We start from the raw sequence: 23,142 nt of genomic DNA, 5'->3' as shown, positions 1-23,142 counted from the left end.
GATGAACAGGACGTCGTCGGCCGGCCGGTCCGCGCGCGGGCATGCGGCGCCGAGGCAGTCAGCGCGCGGGCAGTCAGCGCGCGGGCGGGATCGAGACGGCCATCGTCATCTCGACGGTCGCCTCTGCGTCGTTGCGGTAGGCGTGCGGCACGTTCGCCTCGAAGACCGCCGACGAGCCCTCGGCCACCTGGTGCGACGCGCCGTCCACGACGAGGGTCAGCTCGCCGGCGGTGACGTGCAGCAGTTCCGTCGTACCGTCCGGGTGCGCGTCGGACTCACTGTGCTCGCCGGGCATCAGCTTCCAGGCCCACAGCTCGAGCGGACCGCGCGACTCCGTCCCGACCAGCAGGACGGTGGCGCTGCCCGCCTCGGTGGACCACATACGGACGGCCTGGTCGGCCGGTACGACCCGGACCTGCGGGCCCTGTTCGTAGTCGAGGAGCGTGGTGATGCTGATGCCCAGCGCGTCGGCGAGCTTCACCGTCGTACCGACGCTGGGGTTGGTGCGCGCCTGCTCGATCTGGATGATCATGCCCCGGCTCACCCCCGACCGGGCCGCGAGAGCGTCGAGAGTGAAAGCTCTCTCGCCGCGCCACCGTTTGAGATTGCGGGCGAGTGACTGGGTCAACTGATCGAGGTCCGACACATTCCGTCCAATATATTCAATGAAGCAGTTCAATAGAGTGCACTACGGTGTGATGTACCAACCGTCCACCACACTGTACTGGCGAGGTTCGCGTCATGACCGCACTGTTCGCGCTGGCCACCGCCCTGCTCTGGGGCCTGGCCGACTTCGGCGGCGGGCTGCTCACCCGGCGCGTACCCGCCCTGACCGTGGTCGTCGTGTCGCAGGCGATCACCGTCGTCGTCCTCGGCGTGATCGTGGTCGCGACCGGCGCGTGGACCGAGAGCGGACCGCGGCTCTGGTACGCGGTCGCCGCCGGTGTCGTCGGCCCCGTCGCCATGCTCGCCTTCTACAAGGCGCTCGCGCTCGGCCCGATGGGCGTCGTGTCACCGCTCGGCTCGATCGGCGTGGCCGTGCCGGTGGGCGTGGGAATCGTCGTCGGCGAACGGCCCGGACTGTTCCAGGTCGCGGGCATCGCCGTGGCCGTCGTGGGCATCGTGCTGGCCGGCGGACCCGAGCTGCGCGGGGCGGCGGTCCGGCGCCAGGCGATCGCGCTGACGCTGCTCGCCGCGTTCGGATTCGGCGCGGTCATGGCCCTGATCGCCGAGGCGTCGACATCGGTCATGGGCCTGTTCCTGGCGCTGTTCGTGCAGCGCGTCACCAATGTCGGCGTCGGCGGATTCGCGCTGTACGTGGCGGTGCGGCGCGGCGCACGCGCGCTGCCCGAGGAGGGCGGGATCCAGGTGATCCGGGCGGCCCTGCCCGCGCTGGCGTTCGTCGGCCTCGCGGACGTGGCCGCCAACGGCACGTACTCGATCGCCGCGCAGAACGGTCCCGTGACGGTCGCCGCCGTCCTGGCCTCGCTGTATCCCGTGATCACGGCGGTCGCCGCGCGTGGCGTGCTCAAGGAGAGGCTGCGCGCCGTCCAGGCGGCGGGCGCCGGGCTCGCGCTGATCGGCACGGTCCTGCTGGCCGCGGGCTGACCCGCCGGGTGGAGGGCCTGGAGGTCGCCGAGCACCCGCCTCGGCGGAACGCCGGACACAGAGCGCGCTACGTCCGGTCGGGATCCAGCTCCCCCAGCGCCAGCAGCTCCTGAGGGGTGACGCCCTCCGGGATCGGTACGGGCGCGGGCGTACGCAACGGCGGCTGCCAGCCGAGCTCCGGATCCCAGCGCCGTACGACCCGCGCGGGCGCTCCCGCCACCACCACGTGGTCGGGCACCTCACCCCGTACGACCGCTCCCGCCGCGACCACCACGTTGCGCCCCAGCTTCGCCCCCGGAAGGATCACCGCGCCGGTGCCCAGCCAGCAGCCGGGACCGATGGAGACCGGGTCGGTGCGGGGCCACTGCTTGCCGACGGGAATCCGCGGATCGTCGTAACTGTGGTTCGTGGACGTGATGTAGACGTACGGCCCGCAGTACGTGTTCGAGCCGACGGTCACCGCCGTGTCGGCGATGACATGGCTGCCACGGCCGAGGACGACCCCGTCGCCGAGCCGCAGGATCGGCTCCGCGCCCAGGTCCAGGCCGGGCATCATCCCGGCGGTCAGCGTGACGTGTTCGCCGATGACGCAGTGGTCGCCCAGTTCGATCCACGGTTCACCGAAGACCGTGCCCTGCGGGAAGGCGAGCCGGGTGCCGGTGCCGATCCGGGCGAAGCGCAGCCTGCCCGGATGCTCGGCGCTCACCGCGCCCGCCTCCTGGATCCACCGCCAACCGCCCTGGACGGCGCGCGAGACGAGCCGACGGCGCCAGGCGGTCAGTGCGGCGAACGTGTCTCTGCTCTTGGGGCTCTTGGGCACCCGCCCACGGTATCGGCGGGGCCGGGGCGGGCCGGTGCCGTGTGCTGTGACGTTCACCCCACGGCCCCGCCCGGCACGTGCCTCTCGGATTTCCCACGCGTATCTCCGCCCGCGCATTTACCACGACTGTGGCCTCCCCGGGCCGAGTTCGCGCCCAACTCCCTCGTTGGTGGGCACTGCCCCGTGGCGGCCCTGCCGCACCACCGCGCGTGAGTAGCGTGAGGGCCACCCATGGCCGAGGAGATCACCGTTCCAGTCGGTGCCCCGCGCCTCCCACCACAGCCGACGCGCGCCGGTCGGCCGGTCTGTTTCCCCCGCACTCGAATACCGAGGGACCGCGGAATGTCAGTGCCTGTCGCACCGAGCCCCCACCGCGTACGGAAAACGCGCCCCCTGTCGTTCGCCGGGCCGCCCGCCCTGCTGCTGGTGGCGGGAACGGCGGCCGGCGCGGCGGCCGTGAGCGCCCCGGCCGCCGCGCGCGCCTGGGCGTCGACGGCGCTCGCCGTCGCCTGGGTGATCCTCGCCGCCGTCGTCGCCGGCGCCGTACTGCTGCTGCGGCGCCACCGCCGGGCGTCGGAGGCGGCCGGCGGCGAGATCCTGAACCTGCGCGCACGACTGGCGCAGAACGGCGCGGAGTCGGCCCATCTGGTGAATGTCACGCTCCCCACCGTGGTCAAACGGCTCCGCGAAGGGGCGGGCGCGCAGGAGACACTCGCCGCCGTTCCCCCGCCGTCCGACCCTCAACTTCACCGGATCCTGGCGGTGTTCGCCGACGAGGTGGCGCACGGCGAGCGCCGCGCCGCGACCGCCGTCGCCGACCACGAGACGGCGGTGGCCGAACTGGGCCGGATCGCCGACGATCTGGACCTCCTGTCGACGGTGACGCTGCCCACCGCGCTCGGCGGTCTCCGCGAGGGCCGGGGCGCGGACACCGTACTGGCCGATCTGAAACGGCCGTTCGATCCCCGGCTCCGGGTGCTGACCGACGCGGTCGTACGGGACTTCGCCATCAGTGAGCGGCGCGGCTCGGCCGCCCAGGCGGCCGGCGCCAAGGCCCTGAGCCGGGTGCAGGCGAAGGCGGTGAGCATGCTGGCCGATCTGCGAGAGATGCAGGAACGTCACGGCGAGGAGGTCTTCGGCGATCTCCTGAGGCTCGATCACAACACCTCGCAGCTCGGCCTGATGACCGACCGGCTGGCGCTGCTGATGGGCGGCCGGGCGAGCCGGGCCTGGAACAAGCCGATCAGCATGGAGAGCATCCTGCGCGGCGCAGTCGGCCGGATCGCGGCCTATCAGCGGGTACGGCTGCACTGCTCCAGTACCGCGGCCGTCGCCGGATTCGCCGCCGAGGGTGTGATGCATCTGCTGGCCGAACTGATGGACAACGCCGCGAACTTCTCCCCGCCGATCGACGAGGTGCATGTCTATGTCGAGGAGCGGTCCGCCGGCATCGTGGTGACCATCGAGGACAGCGGTCTGAAGATGGCCGACGCGGCGATGAGGCGCGCGGAGGAGTCGGTGTCGGGACGCGCCAACGATCTGGCGTCCCTCCAGGGCACCCGCCTCGGCCTGGCCGTCGTCGGACGGCTCGCGGCCAAGTACCACCTGAGCGTCAACTTCCGTCCCTCCTCACGCGGCGGCACCGGCGTGGTCGTGCTCTTTCCGCCGCAGCTTCTCGCCCAGCCGAGGAGCGCGGCGCCCGACCCGCGCGGGCGGCACGCCGCGCCCGTACCGGCGCTCACGGTCACCGAGCCGGCCGTCACACCCCCGTCGCTGCCGCTTCCGTCGCTGCCGCCGGCGGCGCTGCCGTCGCCCGCCGCGCGGGGAGGCGGCCCCCGGGTGGCGACGCCGGGCGGGCTGCCCGTACGGCCTCCGGGGCGCACCATGGCGGCGGCGGACCGAGACAGGCCACCCGCGAACGGCACGGACGGTGCGGGCGGTACGGGCGGTACGGGCGACATGGACCGTACGCGCAACGCAGGGGCGCACGGGGCCATACCGCCCGGCCGTGACGCCGGATCGCAGTTCGGCGCCTTCCACCGCGCCCGGCTTCCCGTGGACAGCGCCGTGCGCAACGCGTCCGAGGAGCCGGGGCAGGGGCAGGAGCAGGAGCCCGAGCCGCAGCCGAAGCCCGGCGACACCTCCTGAGGCGCGTCTCTCGCCCAGCGAGCGTGAGCAACGTGAGCAACGTGATCAATGTCAGAACCGTGAGATTGGAGGCACGGGCAGGTGATCCGCCTCCCCCGGCGAATCCCGCCCCACGCAACCCATGCGCATCATGCCAACGACCGACACCAGCCTGACCTGGCTCCTGGAGAGCCTGCTGGGGCGCACCCCCGGCACCCGGCACGCCCTCGTGCTGTCCCGCGACGGGCTCAAGTTGTGCTGGAGCCGCCATCTCACGCTCGACCAGGCCGACCAGCTCGCGGCGATCTGCTCCGGCATCCAGGCGCTCTCACAGGGCGCGTCCGCCGAGTTCGGCAACGGCACCGGCGGCGTACGCCACTCGATGACGGAGTTCCACGGCGGTCTGCTGTTCATCGTGGAGGCGGGCGACGGCGCGCATCTCGCGGTGGTGGCCGAGGACGGCGCGGACCCGGGCGTGGTGGGCCACCAGATGACCGAGCTGGTGGACCAGATCGGCGAGCATCTACGGGCCGAGCCCCGGACGCCGGTGGCCTCCGACGCCGCCCCGTCATGACCCACGAGACCCGTCGGCCGGTCGACACCGGCGATCCCGACCGGCTGTACACCGTCACCGGTGGCCGCAGCCGCGCCGATCACGACTCGTTCGACCTGGTCACGCTGATCGTCAGCGAGTGCGCGCCGACGCGGGGAACACAGTCGGAGCACCGGGCGATCCTCGATCTGTGCCGGCACCCCACGGCGGTCGTGGAGATCTCGGCGGAGCTGAGACTGCCGGTGACGGTCGTACGGATCCTGCTCGGCGACCTCCGGGCGACCGGCCGGATCACCGCCCGCCATCCGCGCGTTGCGCGGTCCGCCTCCGCCCTGCCGGAACCGGCCCTCTTGAAGGAGGTGCTTCATGGACTCCGCAACCTCTGAGCCACCCGCCCGCACCCCGCTGACCGACGCCGCCGAGACCGGACTGAAGATCGTGATCGTGGGCGGCTTCGGGGTCGGCAAGACGACCCTCGTCCGGTCCGTGAGCGAGATCCGTCCGCTCAACACCGAGGAGGTGATGACGCAGGCCGGTGTCGGGGTGGACGAGACCGCCGGGCTCGCCACGAAGACCACGACCACGGTCGCCTTCGACTTCGGCCGGATCAGCCTCAGTGACCGGGTGGTGCTCTATCTGTTCGGCGCGCCCGGCCAGGAGCGGTTCTGGTTCCTGTGGGACCGCCTCTTCTCGGGCACGCTGGGCGCGGTCGTCCTCGTCGACACCCGGCGGATGAGCGAGTCCTGGTACGCCATCGACCGGCTGGAGCATCACAGGACGCCGTTCGTGGTCGCGGTCAACCGGTTCGACGACGACATCTCGGCGTTCTCGCTCGACGAGATCCGGCAGGCGCTGTCGCTGCCCGAGCACATCCCGCTGATCAACTGCGACGCGCGGGTTCGCTCGTCCGGCAAGAACGTCCTGATCGCCCTCGTGGACCACCTGTACGAACTGGCGATGGCACGGGAGTTGACGCCATGACCGATCCACACGCCCCTTTTCCGGAAACCCTCGGCCCCCTCGGACCCCCCGGACCCCTTGAATCCGCCCAAACATTCCAAACCCCACCGCACGCACCCCCGCTCGCCCAGCCGCCGCCCAACTGCCCCGCCGCGCACCCCGACTCGGTGCCGCTGAGCGGTCTCGAATTCCAGCAGACCCCGTCGCGGCTCTACCGCGGTCTGCGCCGCGCCCACGGCCCGGTCGCCCCCGTCCTGCTGGACGGTGGCATCCCCGCGTGGCTGGTCCTCGGCTACTCCGAGGTCAGCTATGTCACCAGCCACGACGAGCTGTTCGCCAGGGATTCCCGCCGCTGGAACCAGTGGGCGGCGATCCCCGCCGACTGGCCGCTGCTGCCGTACGTCGGCCACCAGCCGTCCGTGCTGTTCACCGAGGGCGCCGAGCACCAGCGGCGGGCGGGCGTGATCACCCACGCGCTCGAAGCGGTCGACCAGTTCGAACTCGCCCACGACTGCCGGCAGATCGCCGAACAGCTCATCGACGCGTTCGCGGGCTCCGGGACCGCCGAGCTGATGGCCGCCTACGCCCACGCGCTGCCGATGCGGGCGGCCGTCCAGATGTGCGGCATGCCGACGGGCGGCGCCGACACCGAAGAACTCGTACGCGATCTACGGGTGTCGCTGGACGCGGCGGAGGGCGACGACCCGGTCTCGGCGTACGTACGGGTGCAGGAACGCATCCAGCGACTGGTGAAGGCCAAGCGCGCCCGGCCGGGCGCCGACGTCACCTCGCGGATGCTGGCGCATCCGGCGGGGCTGGCGGACGACGAGATCGTGCAGGATCTGATCTCCGTCATCGCGGCGGCGCAGCAGCCGACGGCCAACTGGATCTGCAACACACTGCGGCTGCTGCTCACCGACGACCGGTTCGCGCTCAATGTGTCGGGCGGGCGGCTGAGTGTCGGGCAGGCGCTCAACGAGGTGCTGTGGCTGGACACTCCGACGCAGAATTTCATCGGCCGGTGGGCGGTGCGCGACACACAGTTGGGCGGCCGGCACATCAGGGCGGGCGACTGTCTGGTCCTGGGGCTCGCGGCGGCCAACACCGATCCGCAGATCTGGCCGGAGGGTCATATCGGCGCGGAGAACTCGGCGCATCTGTCCTTCAGCAACGGCGAGCACCGGTGTCCGTATCCGGCGCCGCTGCTGGCCGATGTCGTCGCCCGTACGGCGGTCGAGACGCTGCTGGAGCGGCTGCCGGATGTCGTACTGGCCGTGGAGCCGGGCGAGTTGAGGTGGCGGCCGTCGATCTGGATGCGCGGTCTGACGGCGCTGCCGGTGGAGTTCACGCCCGTGGTGCGGTGAACGCCGTCAACCTTGTTCGCCGGGCGGGCTCCTGTGAGCCCGCCCGGCGCAGGTGTCGCGCCGGCTCCGTCAGCGCGTAACGGGGTCGAACTCCACCGGCAGCGAGCGCGGGCCCCGTGTGAACACCCCCCGCTCGACCGGGTCGAACCCCGCCGCCAGCCGCAACCCGGGCATGGCGTCGAGCAGTTGCCCCACGCCCACCCGCACTTCGGCCCTGGCCAGCAGGGCGCCGACGCAGAAGTGCCGCCCGAGTGCGAAGGCCAGGTGGTCGGCGGCGGCGGAGAACGCGGTCGTCGTCGTCAGATCGTCCCGGAAGATGTTGAAGGTGTCGGGCTCGGCGAAGCGGTCGGGGTCCCTGTTGGCGGCGCCTATGAGACAGGTGACGGTGGCGCCGGCCGGTATGGTCCCGCCGCTGAGCGTGACCTCCCGCGAGGTCTGCCGCATGATCATGTGCACCGGCGGGGTGTACCGCAGGGTCTCCGCGAACGCCCGGTCTATCAGGCTCCGGTCCTCCCGCACGGCGGCGAGCTGGTCCGGGTGGAGCAGCAGATTCGCGAACAGCGAGGCGATGGCCTTGTCGGTGGTCTCGCCGCCCGCCGCGAGCAGCAGGCTGCAGAACGCCTTGACGTCCTCGTCGCTCATCCGCACCCCGTCGACCTCGGCGGCGCACAGCGCGGACAGCAGGTCGTCGCGCGGATCCTCCCTGCGGGCCCGGACGATCGGGAGCATGTACTCGGCGAACTCGATCCGGGTCCGTTCACCCGCCTCGGTCACATCGGCGTCACCGGAGAGATTGCCCAGGAAGGCGATGACGGTGGTGTACCAGCCGTGGAAGCGGGCGTGTGCGGCCCGGTCGAGCCCCAGCATCTCGACGATGACGTCGACGGGGAAGCGGGTGGCGAACGCGTCCACCAGGTCGACGCTTCCGGTGTGCCGGAAGGCGTCGATGAGCCGGCGGGCGTTGTTCTCGATGACCGGCAGGAACTTGTCCTCCAGGTCGCTGCCCCGGAACGCCGGAGCGACGAGCGCGCGGCGTACGGCGTGCTCCCGGCCGCTCATCTGGAGGATGGTCCTGCCGTGCACGGGCTCGATCTGCCAGTGGTAGTTCTCGGTGGTGAACACCGACGCCTTGTCCTTGAAGGCCCGTTCCACGTCCTCGTAACGCGAGATGAGGTAGCTGTTGGTGGCCTCGTGCCAGATCAGCGGCGCGCTCTCGCGCATCTGACGGTAGGCGGGGTACGGATTGTCGGCGAACTCGGCCGACAGGATGTCGGGGACCTGCTGTGCGGTGGCCATGGAGCTCCCTCGGTCGAAGCGACGGCAACATTCGACTCCCACCAGGTTATTGACCGGCCGTCGGTTCAGACAGGGGGTGTCGTGGCCGACCTGGTGCCGGGGCGTCGGCGCTCGTCGCTTACGGTGCCGGTGGACGGGGTTCGTACGGCAACTCGTACGGCAACTCGCACGAGACCCGATCGCGGACTCTCACGGGCAGGCGAAGGAGACGGCATGACAGAGCGGGCGTTGATCGCGGGTGTGGGCGGGCACGAGCCCGTGATCGATCCGACGGCGTTCGTCGCCCCGACGTCGGTGGTGCTCGGCGAGGTGAGCCTGGCCGCCGGTTCCAGCGTCTGGTACCACACGGTGCTGCGGGCGGACGGCGGCCCGATCGCCGTCGGGGCCGACAGCAACATCCAGGACAACTGCACCATTCATGTCGACCCGGGCTCCCCCGTCACCATCGGCGAGCGGGTCTCGGTGGGTCACAACGCGGTGCTGCACGGCTGCACCGTGGAGCACGACGTGCTGGTCGGCATGGGTGCCACCGTACTCAACGGGGCGCACATCGGGGCGGGTTCACTCGTCGCGGCCCAGGCGCTGGTGCCGCAGGGCATGCGCGTACCGCCGGGTTCGCTGGTCGCCGGGGTGCCCGCCAAGGTGAAGCGGGAGCTGACCGAGGAGGAGCGCGAGGGCATCAGGCTCAACGCGGCGGTCTATCTGGAGCTGGCGAAGCGCCATCGGGCCGTGCACGACGGCTGACACCGGCCGCGGCTGACACCGGCCGGGCGGCCGTCAGTCCGTGGCCGTCAGTCCGTGGCGGGTACGGGCTCCGCCCGCACCTGCGCCGACGCCTTCTTCGCCCGGTTCTTGATGACGAGCATCGAGGTGAGGCCGATCAGTACGGCGAGAACCAGGCCCAGCCAGGAGAAGCGCTTCAGCCATGACTCGGCGACGACACCCACCGAGTAGATGACCGCGGTCGTGCCCCCGGCCCAGACGATCCCGCCCAGGACGTTGGCGATCAGGAACTTCCAGTAGGGCATCCGCAGCACACCCGCGAGCGGCCCGGCGAAGATCCGCAGCAGCGCGACGAACCGGCCGAAGAAGACCGCCCACATGCCCCACTTCTGGAACGACCTTTCGGCCATGGCGATCTGCGCCTCGCCGAAGTGGTGCGGGAACTTCCCGCCGAGCCGGGCGAGCAGCGGCCGGCCGCCCTTGCGGCCGATGGCGTAACCGATCGAGTCGCCGATGATCGCGCCTGCGGTGGCGCACGCGCCGAGGATGTACGGGTTGATGTCGCCGTGCTGCGAGGCCAGCAGCGCCGAGCTGACGAGGACGATCTCGCCCGGCAGCGGGATGCCGAGGCTTTCGAGCCCGATCACCACCGCGACCAGGACATAGACACTGATCGCCGGTACGGTCTCCAGCCACTCCTGGACGTGCAAGACCGGTTCCTCCTGTGTCGGATGTGCCGCTGCCCGGCGTGCGCCTTCCAGGCGCACGCCGGGCAGCCTACCTGCACGCGACACCTTTCCCCGACGGGGTCGTCCCGTCGGAGACGACCGCTGCGGCGGCTTTTCCGCTACCCGCGAGCAGGGGCAGTTGCGATCCTGCGACAGGGCGGCCGTAGCAGTGCGGGGACGTCCCCTCTATCGTTACTCGCCATGTGGCCAGGACAGCAGCCGCCCGGGGGCGAGCAGAACCCGCAGGATCCGAATTCGAACCCGTACCAGCAGCCGGGGTACCAGCAGCCGAATCCCTACCAGCAACCGGGATATCAGCAGCCGGGCTATCAGCAGCAGCCCGGCTACCCGCAGCAGCCGGGATATCAGGAGCCCAACCCGTACCAGCAGCCGACCGTGCCGCAGTACGCGGTCCCGGGCCAGGTCGGCGGGCCGGGCGGCCCCGGCGGCCCCGACCCCTCGCGGGACAAGAAGCGCACGAGGATGGTCGCGATCATCGCCGCGTCGGCGGTCGTCGTGGCTGCGGCGGCCACGGGCTTCTTCGTGCTCAAGGACGACGGTGGGAGCACGAACGTCGCCGACGACTCCAAGTCTTCCGCGTCCGCGTCGAAGGAGCCGAAGTCGAAGGAGACGCCGCAGGACAATCCGCGCGACGGTTCGGGCGCCGGTGAGCCCACCATCGCGGGCTGGAAGGTCGTGACCAACCCGAACCACGGGACGCAGTTCGACGTCCCCGCCGACTGGGTGGTCGACAAGCCCGACACGTTCTCCGGCTTCGAGGACGCCGAGAAGGGTGACGGCTCGCCCGCCATCACCTTCTCCGCGCCGGCCTTCCTGAAGTCCAACTGGTGCGAGCAGGACACCGACCAGGACGGCACGGTGGAGGACGTCAGCCTCGGCGGCACGGGCACCAAGGGCGGCCAGGGCGCCAAGGACACGGCGACCGCCGCCAGCAACGAGTCCGGAAGCTGGGTCTGGGCCGCGTACGCCCAGGAAGCCACCGAGGCGCAGCAGCAGAAGGCGATCAAGGTCGAGAAGTCCAAGCCCTACACGACCAAGGCCGGACTCAAGGGGCACTACTCGACGGCGGCGAGCACGGGCCTGCCCAAGAAGGCGAAGTGCGACACCGACGGCAAGGCGATCGCCTTCACCTTCACCAACGCCAAGGGCGACTACACCACGTGGGTCCTGTACGGCGCCAGGGGCGTCGAGGACGAGATCCCGGACGAGACCCTGATGAAGATCATGAGCACCGTCCGGCTGGCCGAGTAGCCGGGTGCGTATCGGCTGAGCCCCCTGTCGTCCCCGGCCGGTGCGGGCTCAGCCGATGCTGAACGCGCCCTCGGGCGGCTCGGGCGACGCGACCGCCCCGGCGTCCCGTACGACCCGCGCGGCGCCGGTGAACCGCCGCAGCGACGCCCCGTGTTCGACCCGCGCCGGAAAGGCGTCGGACGCGGTCCGGCGGGCCAGTGCCGCCGTGTCGATCGGCGCGTGCGAGGCGAGGAGTACGGCGTTGCCGAAGCGACGTCCGCGCAGCACGGACGGCTCGGCGATGAGCGCCAGCTCCTCGAACACCGAGGCGAAAGTGGCCAGTTGGGACGTCAGGAAGGTGAAGGGCGCGCCGTCGGCGAGATTGGCCGCGTAGAGGCCGTCGGGCCGTAGCACCCGTTCGGCGAGGCGGGCGTACTCCACGGACGTCAGATGGGCGGGCACCCGCGAACCGCCGAACACGTCGGCGATGAGCAGATCCACGGAGTCGGCGGGCGCCGAGGCGAGCCACGCGCGGGCGTCGGCGTCGTGCACGGCGATCGGGGCCCCGTCCGGGAGCGGCAACTCCTCGGCGACCAGGGCGAGCAGCGCCCCGTCTGCGTCGACCACGTCCTGAGTCGAGCCAGGCCGGGTCGCGCTCACGTAGCGGGGCAGGGTGAGCGCACCGCCGCCGAGATGGAGCACGGCGAGCGGGTCGCCTTCGTCGGCGGCGCGATCGATGACGTGTCCGAGACGGCGGGTGTACTCGAATTCGAGATGGGTCGGGTCGTCCAGGTCGACGTACGACTGAGGCGCACCGTCGACCGTCAGCAGCCACGCCCGTTCGCGGTCGACGTCCGGCAGCAGCCGCGCGGTGCCGCAGTCGACGGTCCGGATGACGGGGATGGCTTCGCTCACGGTCCTATTGTGCGCGGTGTACGGCGCGCGGCCGACCGCGCCCGCCTCCCCCCGGAGGCGGGCGCGGCGGCCCGAAGGTGGTCAGATCAGCTCGGTCACCGTGCCCGCGCCGACCGTGCGTCCGCCCTCGCGGATCGCGAAGCCGAGCCCGGCCTCCAGCGGCACGTCCCTGCCCAGCTCCACGGTCAGCGTGACCGTGTCACCGGGGCGGGCGACGGCCCTCTCGCCGAGGTCGATGTCGCCGACCACGTCCGCCGTGCGGATGTAGAACTGCGGCCGGTACCCCGTCGTCACCGGTGTCGTACGTCCGCCCTCCTTCGCCGACAGGATGTACACCTGCGCGGTGAACCGCCTGCTCGGTACGACACTGTCCGGCGCGGCCACCACATGGCCCCGGCGGATCGCGTCGCGCGGCATGCCGCGCAGCAGCAGGGCGACGTTGTCGCCCGCCTCGGCGGACTCCATCGGCTTGCCGAAGGTCTCCAGCGAGGTGACCGTGCTGAGCTGCGGCCCGGACTCGGCGCCCAGCACCTCGATCCGGTCGCCCACGCGGACGGTGCCGCGCTCGACGGCGCCGGTGACGACCGTGCCGCGCCCGGTGATGGTCAGCACGTTCTCCACCGGGAGCAGGAACGGCGCGTCGGTGTACCGGACGGGGATCGGCACATAGGTGTCGACCGCGTCGAGCAGCGCCTGCACGGCGTCGGTCCAGCGCGGGTCGCCCTCCAGCGCCTTCAGTCCGGAGACCCGGACGACGGGGACGCTGTCCCCGCCGTAGCCGTGCGCGCTCAGCAGTTCGCGCACTTCGAGCTCGACCAGGTCGGTCAGCTCGTCGTCGCTCGCGTCCGCCTTGTTGAGGGCGACGACGATGTGGTCGACGCCGACCTGGCGGGCGAGCAGGACGTGCTCGGCGGTCTGCGGCATGATCCCGTCGAGCGCGGACACGACGAGGATCGCGCCGTCGAGCTGCGCCGCGCCGGTGACCATGTTCTTGATGTAGTCGGCGTGGCCGGGCATGTCGACGTGCGCGTAGTGCCGGGTGTCGGTCTCGTACTCGACGTGCGCGATGTTGATGGTGATGCCGCGCGCGGCCTCCTCGGGGGCCCGGTCGATCCGGTCGAACGGGACGAAGGTGCCGGTCCCGCGCTCGCTGAGGACCTTGGTGATGGCGGCGGTCAGGGTGGTCTTGCCGTGGTCGACATGGCCCATGGTGCCGATGTTGAGGTGTGGCTTGGTGCGCACGTATGCCGTCTTGGGCATGGCTGACGTGTTCCTTCCAGGAACTCGAAGCGTGGAGGGGACCCCGGGGCCTTGCCGACCCTCCCCCTGTGGGGTCCGCCGGACGATCCGGGAAGGGTCAGCTTCGGGCGCCGTCGAGCAGCGCCGCCGCGGCGGCCTCTGCTGCGGCCTCAGCCGCAGCCGCTGCCGCGTGCGCCGCGAGGAATGCGGCAGCCTTCGGCGCGTCCGCGACTGCGGACGGCGCTGCGGGGAAGGCGTGCCGGAACATGTGGTCGATGATGTCCGACCGGCGCCGGGGCGTCGACAGGTTTTAGGCCCTGTCCGGCGGATCTTCGGGGGTCCGGGACGCCTGGCACGGCACCTCCCTGCGTTGTCGGAGTCATCCAAGTACGTCCAGTACGAGAATGATCCTCCGCCTTGCGATGCACCGCACCAGCCGCCCCGGCCTGATCCCCGAAGATCCGCCGGACAGGACCTAGCCGGGCGCCGCTCAGAGGTGCTTCAGGGCCTCACGTACGGAGAGCGGGGAGAGCCGGTCGCGGGCGCCGGCCACGAACTCCTGGACGGCCGCCGGGTCCGTCTTCGCGTATTCGCGCAGAGACCAGCCGATGGCCTTGCGGATGAAGAAGTCGCGGTGCCCGGACTGCCGCAGGCAGTAGCCGAACAGTCGCTCGGTGTCGGTCGCTTCCTTGTAGGTGAGCTGGTGCAGCAGCGCGGTGCGCGCGATCCAGAGATTGTCGTCCTCGATCCAGGCGTCCATCCCCGTCGCGAGCGCGCGGTCGGCGGCGACCAGCCCGCCGGCGAGATGTGCGGCGAGGAGGTCGACCGTGTCCCACCAGGAGACCGTGGAGACGAGATGCCGGACGACGGGGAGGAAGCCGGACGACAGGCGCCCGACGTGACGGCGCAGATAGTCGACCGCGAAGTACTGATACTCCCGCTCGGGCAGCTCCCAGCAGCGCAGCGCGATCGCCACGCAGTCCGCCTCGCCGGGACGCGGCAGCGAGTCGAGCACCTGCCGTGACAGCGCGCGGCGTTGGGGGGTGGGGATGCCGAGGAAGGGGGCGACGCCCTTGAGATACGCGGCGGAGCGCTCGGCCCTGACCGGATCGGCGGCTGTGGCGTATGCGGCCGTGAGCCGTGCCAGAACGGTGTCGGTGAGGTCGCTGGGCGGCGGTGCGAGGGTCATGACGTGCAGGTTAGGGGCGGCCACTGACAAGGCGCACCGGCCTGTGTACGGGGCGGGGGACGCCGGCCGATGGTCCGAGTGGCGGTTGTCTCCCCGGTCTTGACGACGATCACATCTGTTCGTCGGTTAGTCTCCCCGCATGCTCGACCCTGTCGACAGGTCGTCCCCCGGCCTCACGGTCCGCTGTGCAAGGGCGCTGCTCTCGCCCTGGTCCAGACTCTCCCTCCTCGTGGTCCTCCTGGCCTCCGCCGGGGCCGCGGTGCTGGTCTACGAGCCGCAGCGGATCATCGCGGCAGGCTGGCCCCAACTGAGCGGCGGCGCGGCGGTGGTGCTGTTCGCCGCGGCCTACGGGGTGTGTACGGCGGCCTTCGTACCGAGGCCGCTGCTCAACCTCGCGGCGGGCGCGCTGTTCGGCACCCAGCTCGGGCTCCCGGCGGCGATCGCGGGAACGGTGCTGGGCGCGGGCATCGCGTTCGGACTCGGCCGTTTCCTCGGTCAGGAGGCGCTGCGTCCACTGCTGCGGGGCCGCTGGCTGACGGCGGTGGACGGGCAGTTGAGCCGGCACGGTTTCCGGTCGATGATGGCGATCCGGCTGTTCCCCGGAGTGCCGTTCCAGGCCGCCAACTACGTCGCGTCGGTGTCGCGTATGGGCTGGGGGCCGTTCCTGCTGGCGACGGGTCTCGGCACGATCCCCAACACGGCGGCGTACGTGGTGGCGGGGAGCGAGGCGGGCTCGCCGACATCGCCGGCGTTCCTGGTCGCGATGGGGTTCATCGTGCTGACGGGCGTGGCGGCGGCGATCGTGGCCTGGCGCAAACGCGACCGGCTGCGCCCCGGCCCTGCGAAGCCGCGGACCGACGCGGAGAGCGAGGCGGAGGACCGGATACCGCAGCCGGTGGCCTGAGCCGTCTCCGGTGGATCCCGGGAGCGCTCCGAAGACGTTTCGTCGTGCTCCCGGCCGTCGAACGGCTCGACAGCGCCGGGCCGTTCGACGGCCGGGAAGGTGCGCCGGGGCGGTGGGCGATCAGGTGTAGGCCGACACCGGGATCGCGAAGTCGTATCCCGCGGCCGTGTGGCCGTAGATGTGGTCGTAGGGGCAGAGGCCGTACTTTCCCTGGTCCGCGTAGCCGTTGAAGAACAGCACGGAGCACTTGAAGCAGAACCGCCATCGGTTCTGCGTCCAGGCCGGCTGGCCGATGTCGTGGGGCAGCAGGAACTGCCGGGGGTAGCCACCGGGGTGGATGTAGCTGTGCGCCCCGCCCGCCGGGCAGCGCGGGGCGGTGCTCGGTCCCCAGTAGAGTCCCGCGCACCGGTAGCAGTGCCGCCAGTTGGCCTGGGTGTTGGCGTCCTCGCCCGTGCCGCCGGGGTCCAGGTTGTACGTGAGCCGGAAGGTCCAGCCCGCGGGTTGATGCGGACCGCCGTTGCGCGGGCAGAGACTCTGCTCGATCGTGAAGTCGCGGAGGAACAGTCCGAAGCAGTTCCCGCAGAACCGCCAGCCGTCCAGCGTGTACCGGGTTTCCGCGGCTGCTTCGGTGGGCGACAGCGCGGATTGGGCCGCCGTCGCCGAGAGGCCGAGCGCGACCGCGCCGACCAGCACGGAGCGGCGCGGCAGCAGTCCGCGACTAGGATTTTCTTGCATAAATCCCCCTTTGGGGTGCAAATTGCAGCAAGAACGCACCATCTCTCAGAGAAGTACTGGATGCCTGCCGCGTAGTCGAGGGTGCCTCGCGAGTTCGGCCGAGAGTGGTCGTCCTGAGGGTGGAAGCAGACCCGACCGGTGTTCGAGGACACCGTTCACACCCTGCGCGGCACGCCCAGCCCCAGGTCCCCGTCCGCCGGCACCGCCGAGAAGCGCGCCACGTCGGCCGGCGTCACCGCCGACAGCTCCCCCGGCGCCCACCTCGGCGTCCGGTCCTTGTCGATCACCTGCGCCCTGATCCCCTCCACCAGGTCCGCCGTCCCCAGTGCCGCGCACGACGCCCGGTACTCCCCGTCCAGCACCTCCTCCAGCGTGCCCGGCCGCCGCGCCCCGCGCAGCGCGGCCAGCGTCGCCTTCAGCGCGGTGGGCGACCTCGTCAGGATCGTCTCGGCCGTCTGCTTCGCCGCGTGGTGCCCGCTGCCGAACAGCCGGTCCACGATCTCCTCCACCGAGTCCGCCGCGTAACACGCGTCGATCCACTCCCGGTCGGCGGTCAACTCCCCCTCGGGCGGCGCCGACGCGTGGCGCCGCAGCGCCACCGGCACGTCCGTGGCGGCGAGTTCGGCCGCCAGGCCGGGCAGCCGCGCGGCGGGGACGAAGTGGTCGGCGAGCCCGCAGAGGATCGCGTCGGCCGCGCCGACCGCCGCGCCGGTGAGGGCGAGATGCGTGCCGAGTTCGCCGGGCGCCCGCGAGAGCAGGTACGTACCGCCGACGTCCGGTACGAGGCCGATGCCTGTCTCGGGCATGGCGACCCGCGAGCGTTCGGTGACGATCCGGACGTCGCCGTGCGCCGAGACGCCCACGCCACCGCCCATCACGATGCCGTCCATGAGGGCGACGTACGGCTTCGGAAAGCGCGCGATCCGGGCGTTGAGGCGGTACTCGTCGCGCCAGAACGCGGGCGACGTGGCGCCGCCCGTACGCGCGTCCTCGTAGATCGCCCGGATGTCACCGCCCGCGCACAGCCCGCGTGCTCCGGCGCCGTCGATGACCACCGCGTGTACGGCGGGCTCCCGCTCCCACGCGGCGAGCGCGGCGTCGATACGCCGCACCATGGCGTGGGTGAGCGCGTTGAGCGCGCGCGGCCGGTTGAGCGTGAGCCGCCCCACGCGCCCGTCGCGCCGTACGAGAACGGTCTCGTCCTTCGTAGGAGGGCCGTCCGTCATCGTCCGCCCCTGTCCGACTCGGCCGTGTCGGACTCGGCCGGCAGGTCCAGCGCCGCCACGATCCGCTCCGCCGCCAGCGTGGCCGTCAACGAGCCTTCCCGTACCGCCTGTTCGAGCGCGGGAGCCAGCGACCGTACGCCCGGATGGTTTTGCAGCCGGTCCAGCAGATGGTCCCGGACCATCGACCACGTCCAGTCGACCTGCTGGTCGCTGCGCTTGCGCTGGAGGCGGCCACTGGTCTCCAAGACCTTCCTGTGCTGCTCCAGGCGCTCCCAGACCGCGTCGAGCCCCGTGCCGTCGCGGGCGCTGCAACTCAGCACCGGTGGTGTCCACGCCGCGTCGGCGGGGTGCATCAGGCGCAGCGCGCCGGCGAGTTCACGCGCGGCGGACCTGGCGTCCCGCTCGTGCGGCCCGTCGGCCTTGTTGACGGCGATGAGGTCCGCCAGCTCCAGCACGCCCTTCTTGATGCCCTGGAGCTGGTCACCGGTGCGGGCGAGGCTCAGGAGGAGGAACGAGTCGACCATGTGCGCCACGGCGGTCTCCGACTGGCCGACGCCGACCGTCTCCACGAGGACGACGTCGTAACCCGCCGCCTCCATGACGATGATCGTCTCGCGGGTCGCCTTGGCGACGCCGCCCAGGGTGCCCGCCGTGGGCGAGGGCCGGACGAAGGCCGCCGGGTCGACGGCCAGACGCTCCATACGGGTCTTGTCGCCCAGGATGGAGCCGCCGGTCCTGCTGGACGACGGGTCGACGGCGAGCACGGCGACCCGGTGTCCGAGGCCGGTGAGCATCGTGCCGAGGGCGTCGATGAAGGTGGACTTGCCGACGCCGGGCACGCCGCTGACGCCGATCCTGCGGGCGGTGCCCGAGTACGGCAGCAGCGCGGTCAGCAGCCGCTGGGCGAGTTCCCGGTGGTCGGCCCTGGTGGACTCCACGAGGGTGATGGCGCGCGCGACGGCCGAACGGGAGCCGTCCCGTACACCTTTGGTGTAGGTGTCGATGCCGATACCGATTCGACGGGTCACCGGCTCACCGCTCGTGGCCGAGAGCGGCGGCCAGGGTCGTGAGCAGGTCCTGCGCGGCGTCGGGGATGACCGTGCCGGGCGGGAAGACGGCCGCCGCGCCCGCGCGGTGCAGCTCCTCGATGTCGCCGGGCGGGATCACCCCGCCGACGACGATCATGATGTCCTCGCGACCCTCGCGGGCCAGCTCCTCGCGCAGGGCGGGCACGAGCGTGAGGTGGCCGGCGGCCAGCGACGACACCCCGACGATGTGCACGTCGGCCTCGACCGCCTGCCGCGCGACCTCGCCGGGCGTCTGGAACAGCGGGCCGACGTCGACGTCGAAGCCCAGGTCGGCGAAGGCGGTGGCGATGACCTTCTGGCCTCGGTCGTGGCCGTCCTGGCCCATCTTGGCGACCAGGATGCGCGGGCGCCGTCCCTCCGCCCGTTCGAACTCCTCGACGGCGACCCGGGTGCGCTCGACCGCCGGTGACGTGCCGGCCTCGTTCCTGTACACACCGGAGATCGTACGGATCTGACCGGAGTGCCGCCCGTACACCTTCTCCAGGGCGTCGGAGATCTCGCCGACGGTGGCCTTGGCGCGCGCCGCGTTCACGGCGAGGGCCAGCAGGTTGCCGTCGAGCCCCTGGGTCGATCCGGCCTCGGCCGCGCCGGTCAGGGCGCGCAGCGCGTCCTGGCACGCGGCCTCGTCGCGCTCCGCGCGGAGCGCGCGCAGCTTGGCGATCTGCCGTGTCCGTACGGAGGAGTTGTCGACCGACCGGACCTCGATCCGCTCGTCGGTCTCGACCAGATACTTGTTGACGCCGATGACCGGCTGGCGCCCCGAGTCGATCCTGGCCTGGGTGCGGGCCGCCGCCTCCTCGATCCGGAGCTTGGGGATGCCCTCCGCGATGGCCCGCGCCATGCCGCCGGCCGCCTCGACCTCCTCGATGTGCTGCCAGGCGCGGCGCGCGAGGTCGTACGTCAGCTTCTCCACGTACGCGCTGCCGCCCCACGGGTCGATCACGCGGGTGGTGCCGGACTCCTGCTGAAGCAGGAGCTGGGTGTTGCGGGCGATACGCGCGGAGAAGTCGGTGGGCAGCGCCAGCGCCTCGTCCAGGGCGTTGGTGTGCAGCGACTGGGTGTGGCCCTGGGTGGCGGCCATCGCCTCCACGCAGGTGCGCGGGACGTTGTTGAAGACGTCCTGCGCGGTGAGCGACCAGCCGGAGGTCTGTGAATGGGTGCGCAGCGAGAGCGACTTGGCGTTCTCGGGGTCGAACTTCTTGACGAGCCTGGCCCACAGCAGCCGGGCGGCGCGCAGCTTGGCGATCTCCATGAAGAAGTTCATGCCGATGGCCCAGAAGAAGGAGAGCCGGGGGGCGAACGCGTCGACGTCGAGGCCCACGTCGAGTCCGGCGCGCAGATACTCGACGCCGTCGGCGAGGGTGTAGGCCAGCTCCAGATCGGCCGTCGCGCCGGCTTCCTGGATGTGATAGCCGGAGATGGAGATGGAGTTGTAGCGCGGCATCTTCCGTGAGGTGTACGCGAAGATGTCGGAGATGATCCGCATCGAGGGGGCGGGCGGATAGATGTAGGTGTTGCGGACCATGAACTCCTTGAGGATGTCGTTCTGGATGGTCCCGGCCAGCTTCTCGGGCGGTACGCCCTGTTCCTCGGCCGCCACGATGTACAGGGCGAGTACGGGCAGGACGGCGCCGTTCATCGTCATCGACACGGTCATCCGGTCGAGCGGGATGCCGTCGAAAAGCTGGCGCATGTCGTAGATCGAGTCGATGGCGACGCCGGCCATGCCGACGTCACCGGTCACGCGCGGGTGGTCGCTGTCGTAGCCGCGGTGCGTCGGCAGGTCGAAGGCGACGGACAGGCCCTTCTGCCCGGCGGCGAGATTGCGCCGGTAGAAGGCGTTGGACTCCTCGGCGGTGGAGAATCCGGCGTACTGACGGATCGTCCAGGGCTGGTTGACGTACATCGTCGGGTAGGGGCCGCGCAGATACGGCGCGATGCCGGGGTACGTCCCCAGGAAGTCGAGGCCCGCCAAGTCCCGTGCGGTGTACAGGGGTTTGACGTCGATGCCCTCGGGTGTGCTCCACACGAGGTCGCCGTCACCGCCGCCGGTGCTCTCCTTGAGGGCGGTGCGCCACCGGTCCTCGTTCGCGCCGTCGGGCGGGGCCGTGGCGGGGCCCAGGTCGATGCCGGTGAAGTCGGGGACGGTCATCGCGCCACTCCCAGGTGGTCGAGGGCGGAGGTGAGTTGGGCGACGGCGTCGTCGCCCGCGGCGACGAACTCGTCGACACCGGCCCGGATGAAGCTCTCGCGCAGCTCCCCGGGACGTCCCGCGAGGTACACGCGCGTGGCGCCCGCCGCTTTGAGTGCGGCGGCGACCTGTTCGGCCTGTTCGGCGTAGAGCGGGTCGCTGGAGCAGAGGCAGGCGAGGGTCGTGCCGGAGGCGGTGAGTGCGTCGGCCGCGGTGGCGGCGTCGACGGTGACGGGGTCGTGGACCGGTTCGACACCGCCGGACTGGAAGAGGTTCGACGCGAAGGTCACGCGCGCCGTGTGCGCGGCTGCCGGGCCCAGTGCGGCGAGCAGGACTCGGGGGCGGGCGCCGGTCGACGCGAGGTGCGCGTCGGAGCGCGAGCGCAGGGTCTCGAAGGCGTCGTCGCGGTGGACGGTGGGCAGTCCGCCGGGCGGGGCCGGGGGCGGTGCGTCGCGTACGACGGGGGTCTCGGCGAGTTGGGGGAACTCGCTGACGCCGGTGACCGGTTCGCGCCTGCGGGCCAGCTTCTCGGAGCGGGCCGCCCAGTTCGCGGCGAGGCGTTCGGCGACCAGGCCGTCGCGCAGCGCGGCGCGCTGGCCGCCGGCCCGTTCGATCTCCTGGAACCAGGCCCAGGCGGCGTGCGCGAGGTCGTCGGTGAGCCGCTCGACGTACCAGGAGCCGCCCGCCGGGTCGATGACCCGGCCGAGGTGGGACTCCTCGATGAGGATGGCCGAGGTGTTGCGGGCGATCCGCCGGGCGAAGGCGTCGGGGAGTCCGAGGGTGTGGTCGAAGGGCAGCACGGTCACCGAGTCGGCGCCGCCGACCCCGGCGGCCAGCGAGGCGACCGTGGTGCGCAGCATGTTCACCCACGGGTCGCGCCGGGTCATCATCACCGACGAGGTCACGGCGTGCTGGCGCTGTGCGGCGCCTGCAGGCCCGGCGCCGCTGACCTCCGCGACGCGGGCCCACAGGCGGCGCGCGGCGCGGAGTTTGGCGATGGTCAGGAACTGGTCGGCGGTGGCGGCGTATCTGAACTCCAGTTGCCCGCAGGCCGCTTCGACGGACAGCCCGGCGGCGTCGAGGTCGCGCAGCGCGGCGACGCCGGCCGCGAGCGAGCAGCCGAGTTCCTGCGCGGCCGAGCCGCCCGCCTCGTGGTAGGGCAGGGCGTCCACGACGAGGGCGCGCAGCGCGGGGTACTCGCGGTGGCACAGCTCGGCGAGTCCTACCGCCGCGTCCCGGCGGCCGGGGGTCTCGTCGCCGGTGCGGGCGAGGCGGCCGAGCGGGTCGGCGCCGAGCGTGCCGCGCGCCTGCTCGCGTGGGACGTCGCTCGCGTCGTACAGGCGCAGCAACTCGGCCGCCGCGCCGGGGAATTCGTCGCCCGCGTCGAGCGCGATCGGGGCGAGGTCGAGATAGACGCCGGCCAGGGCGTCGGCGAGGCCGGAGACGGGCACGCCCGTCTCGCCCACCGCCAGCCACAGCGAGGTGGTGCCGTTGGCGAGGTCGTCCAGTACTGCTTCGTTGGTACGCGCCGGGTCGCTGCGCGCGTGCCGCTGGCGTACGTCCCAGCCGCCCGGCACCGGACCGGCGGGGGTGCCGCCGCGGGTGAAGGGCGCGAAGCCGGGCAGGCCGCCGTCGCCCGGGTCGTCGGCCGCGGTGTAGAGGGGGCGGGTGGTCAGTCCGTCTTCGAGCGATGTCGACAGCGCGTCCTCGGCGGCGGTCCCCGAGACGTCCCGACCGGATTTGCGCAGTACGCCCGCCACCAGACCTTGCCACTGCTCATGGGTGGGATCGGGGAACTCGGCTGCCAGCGATAGCCCGCTGTCGGGCAGGAGCGTCATGCCGAGATGTTAGGGCAGGGCGTTCGGCGGTCATCAGGTCGAACCGATGTGACCTTTACCTCGCTCCTGAACACCCCCCACACGCCCCCTACGCGCCCTCGTTCCCGCCCGTCCCGCCGCTGTCTCGCCCATGCTGTCCGGGCCCGCCCGGAGCCCATGGCCGGGGCCTGGGCCCGGCCACGTAACCCGCAGCGGCTACGCTGCCCCAGTCCGGCGCGCGCAACCGCTCCTCCCGGGTCCGGGAGGGGCTACCCGGTGCGCCGCAGACATCGCACCGCCATCCCTTCGAGTACATCCTCCGAGCAGTGATGAGTCCGCGTGAGCACATCCCCACCCCGCTCCATATGAACGACTCCGCGCCCCGCCCGTCGGCCTGCAATCCGCCAC

The 23,142-nt window shown here is 71.7% G+C and carries 21 protein-coding genes; 9 read left to right on the top strand and 12 right to left on the bottom strand.

Annotated features, from left to right (window positions below; translation table 11 throughout):
• Positions 1–73: 73 nt before the first annotated feature.
• The gene (locus tag OG329_RS36510; RefSeq protein ID WP_405800967.1) at positions 74–646 is read right to left on the bottom strand and encodes a helix-turn-helix domain-containing protein; all 573 of its coding nucleotides are present in this window, start codon (positions 644–646) and stop codon (positions 74–76) included.
• A 95-nt stretch (positions 647–741) separates the two neighbouring features.
• Here OG329_RS36510 and OG329_RS36505 point away from each other — a divergent pair, with 95 nt between their 5' ends.
• Positions 742–1,608 (top strand): EamA family transporter, encoded by an 867-nt coding sequence (locus OG329_RS36505; protein ID WP_405800965.1) that lies wholly within the window; start codon positions 742–744, stop codon positions 1,606–1,608.
• Positions 1,609–1,675: 67 nt separating this feature from the next.
• Here the strand turns inward: OG329_RS36505 and OG329_RS36500 are convergent, their stop codons facing one another.
• The gene (locus tag OG329_RS36500) at positions 1,676–2,428 is read right to left on the bottom strand and encodes an acyltransferase (RefSeq protein ID WP_405800963.1); all 753 of its coding nucleotides are present in this window, start codon (positions 2,426–2,428) and stop codon (positions 1,676–1,678) included.
• Between the two features lie 342 nt (positions 2,429–2,770).
• Here OG329_RS36500 and OG329_RS36495 point away from each other — a divergent pair, with 342 nt between their 5' ends.
• The 5 genes from OG329_RS36495 to OG329_RS36475 all read left to right on the top strand — a co-directional run bounded on the left by OG329_RS36495 (position 2,771) and on the right by OG329_RS36475 (position 7,432).
• Positions 2,771–4,576 (top strand): sensor histidine kinase, encoded by a 1,806-nt coding sequence (locus OG329_RS36495; RefSeq protein ID WP_405800962.1) that lies wholly within the window; start codon positions 2,771–2,773, stop codon positions 4,574–4,576.
• A gap of 130 nt (positions 4,577–4,706) precedes the next feature.
• Complete coding sequence (locus tag OG329_RS36490; protein ID WP_405800960.1) at positions 4,707–5,129, top strand: roadblock/LC7 domain-containing protein; 423 nt, start codon at positions 4,707–4,709, stop codon at positions 5,127–5,129.
• The gene (locus tag OG329_RS36485) at positions 5,126–5,494 is read left to right on the top strand and encodes a DUF742 domain-containing protein (protein WP_405800958.1); all 369 of its coding nucleotides are present in this window, start codon (positions 5,126–5,128) and stop codon (positions 5,492–5,494) included. The genes OG329_RS36490 and OG329_RS36485 overlap by 4 nt, the downstream gene beginning before the upstream one ends.
• The gene (locus OG329_RS36480; RefSeq protein ID WP_405800956.1) at positions 5,475–6,089 is read left to right on the top strand and encodes a GTP-binding protein; all 615 of its coding nucleotides are present in this window, start codon (positions 5,475–5,477) and stop codon (positions 6,087–6,089) included. Before OG329_RS36485 ends, OG329_RS36480 begins: the two co-directional genes overlap by 20 nt.
• On the top strand, positions 6,086–7,432 hold the full coding sequence (locus OG329_RS36475; protein ID WP_405800954.1) for a cytochrome P450: 1,347 nt from the start codon (positions 6,086–6,088) through the stop codon (positions 7,430–7,432). The genes OG329_RS36480 and OG329_RS36475 overlap by 4 nt, the downstream gene beginning before the upstream one ends.
• 69 nt (positions 7,433–7,501) lie before the next feature.
• On the opposite strand, the gene OG329_RS36470 is transcribed toward OG329_RS36475, so the two are convergent.
• Positions 7,502–8,728, bottom strand: a complete 1,227-nt coding sequence (locus OG329_RS36470; protein WP_405800952.1) for a cytochrome P450 — start codon at positions 8,726–8,728, stop codon at positions 7,502–7,504.
• Positions 8,729–8,941: 213 nt separating this feature from the next.
• Here OG329_RS36470 and OG329_RS36465 point away from each other — a divergent pair, with 213 nt between their 5' ends.
• On the top strand, positions 8,942–9,472 hold the full coding sequence (locus OG329_RS36465) for a gamma carbonic anhydrase family protein (protein ID WP_405800950.1): 531 nt from the start codon (positions 8,942–8,944) through the stop codon (positions 9,470–9,472).
• 47 nt (positions 9,473–9,519) lie between these two features.
• On the opposite strand, the gene OG329_RS36460 is transcribed toward OG329_RS36465, so the two are convergent.
• Entirely contained in the window at positions 9,520–10,161 is a 642-nt protein-coding gene (locus OG329_RS36460) for a DedA family protein (RefSeq protein ID WP_405800948.1), read from the bottom strand.
• A 219-nt stretch (positions 10,162–10,380) separates the two neighbouring features.
• On the opposite strand from OG329_RS36460, the gene OG329_RS36455 reads away from it, so the two are divergent.
• Positions 10,381–11,451, top strand: a complete 1,071-nt coding sequence (locus OG329_RS36455) for a hypothetical protein (protein ID WP_405800946.1) — start codon at positions 10,381–10,383, stop codon at positions 11,449–11,451.
• A 48-nt stretch (positions 11,452–11,499) separates the two neighbouring features.
• Here OG329_RS36455 and OG329_RS36450 read toward each other — a convergent pair whose 3' ends face one another.
• From OG329_RS36450 to OG329_RS36440, 3 genes are all read right to left on the bottom strand, one after another.
• Entirely contained in the window at positions 11,500–12,345 is an 846-nt protein-coding gene (locus tag OG329_RS36450; RefSeq protein WP_405800944.1) for a spermidine synthase, read from the bottom strand.
• Positions 12,346–12,426: 81 nt separating this feature from the next.
• A complete protein-coding gene (tuf, locus tag OG329_RS36445) occupies positions 12,427–13,605 on the bottom strand; it encodes an elongation factor Tu (RefSeq protein WP_405800942.1) in 1,179 nt (392 codons plus the stop codon).
• Positions 13,606–14,074: 469 nt separating this feature from the next.
• Positions 14,075–14,773 carry a DNA alkylation repair protein gene (locus OG329_RS36440; RefSeq protein WP_405800940.1) on the bottom strand — a complete coding sequence of 233 codons (699 nt, stop codon included), beginning with the start codon at positions 14,771–14,773 and terminating at the stop codon, positions 14,075–14,077.
• A 139-nt stretch (positions 14,774–14,912) separates the two neighbouring features.
• Between OG329_RS36440 and OG329_RS36435 the strand changes: the two genes are divergently transcribed.
• The gene (locus OG329_RS36435) at positions 14,913–15,677 is read left to right on the top strand and encodes a TVP38/TMEM64 family protein (RefSeq protein ID WP_405800939.1); all 765 of its coding nucleotides are present in this window, start codon (positions 14,913–14,915) and stop codon (positions 15,675–15,677) included.
• A gap of 120 nt (positions 15,678–15,797) precedes the next feature.
• Here OG329_RS36435 and OG329_RS36430 read toward each other — a convergent pair whose 3' ends face one another.
• The 5 genes from OG329_RS36430 to OG329_RS36410 form a co-directional block, all read right to left on the bottom strand.
• Positions 15,798–16,412 (bottom strand): hypothetical protein, encoded by a 615-nt coding sequence (locus OG329_RS36430; RefSeq protein WP_405800938.1) that lies wholly within the window; start codon positions 16,410–16,412, stop codon positions 15,798–15,800.
• Between the two features lie 155 nt (positions 16,413–16,567).
• Positions 16,568–17,638 (bottom strand): enoyl-CoA hydratase/isomerase family protein, encoded by a 1,071-nt coding sequence (locus tag OG329_RS36425; protein ID WP_405800937.1) that lies wholly within the window; start codon positions 17,636–17,638, stop codon positions 16,568–16,570.
• Positions 17,635–18,666, bottom strand: coding sequence for a methylmalonyl Co-A mutase-associated GTPase MeaB (gene meaB / locus OG329_RS36420; RefSeq protein ID WP_405800936.1), 1,032 nt, complete (start codon positions 18,664–18,666; stop codon positions 17,635–17,637). The genes OG329_RS36425 and meaB overlap by 4 nt, the downstream gene beginning before the upstream one ends.
• 4 nt (positions 18,667–18,670) lie before the next feature.
• Entirely contained in the window at positions 18,671–20,878 is a 2,208-nt protein-coding gene (scpA, locus tag OG329_RS36415; protein WP_405800934.1) for a methylmalonyl-CoA mutase, read from the bottom strand.
• Positions 20,875–22,755: a methylmalonyl-CoA mutase subunit beta gene (locus tag OG329_RS36410; protein ID WP_405800933.1), complete on the bottom strand. Its 1,881-nt coding sequence runs from the start codon at positions 22,753–22,755 to the stop codon at positions 20,875–20,877. Before OG329_RS36410 ends, scpA begins: the two co-directional genes overlap by 4 nt.
• Positions 22,756–23,142 lie beyond the last annotated feature (387 nt).

The organism is Streptomyces sp. NBC_01506, assembly GCF_045040295.1.
Lineage (GTDB): Bacteria > Actinomycetota > Actinomycetes > Streptomycetales > Streptomycetaceae > Streptomyces.
The sequence above is the reverse complement of the archived record's forward strand: the minus strand, read 5'-3'. Positions and strand labels throughout refer to the sequence as shown.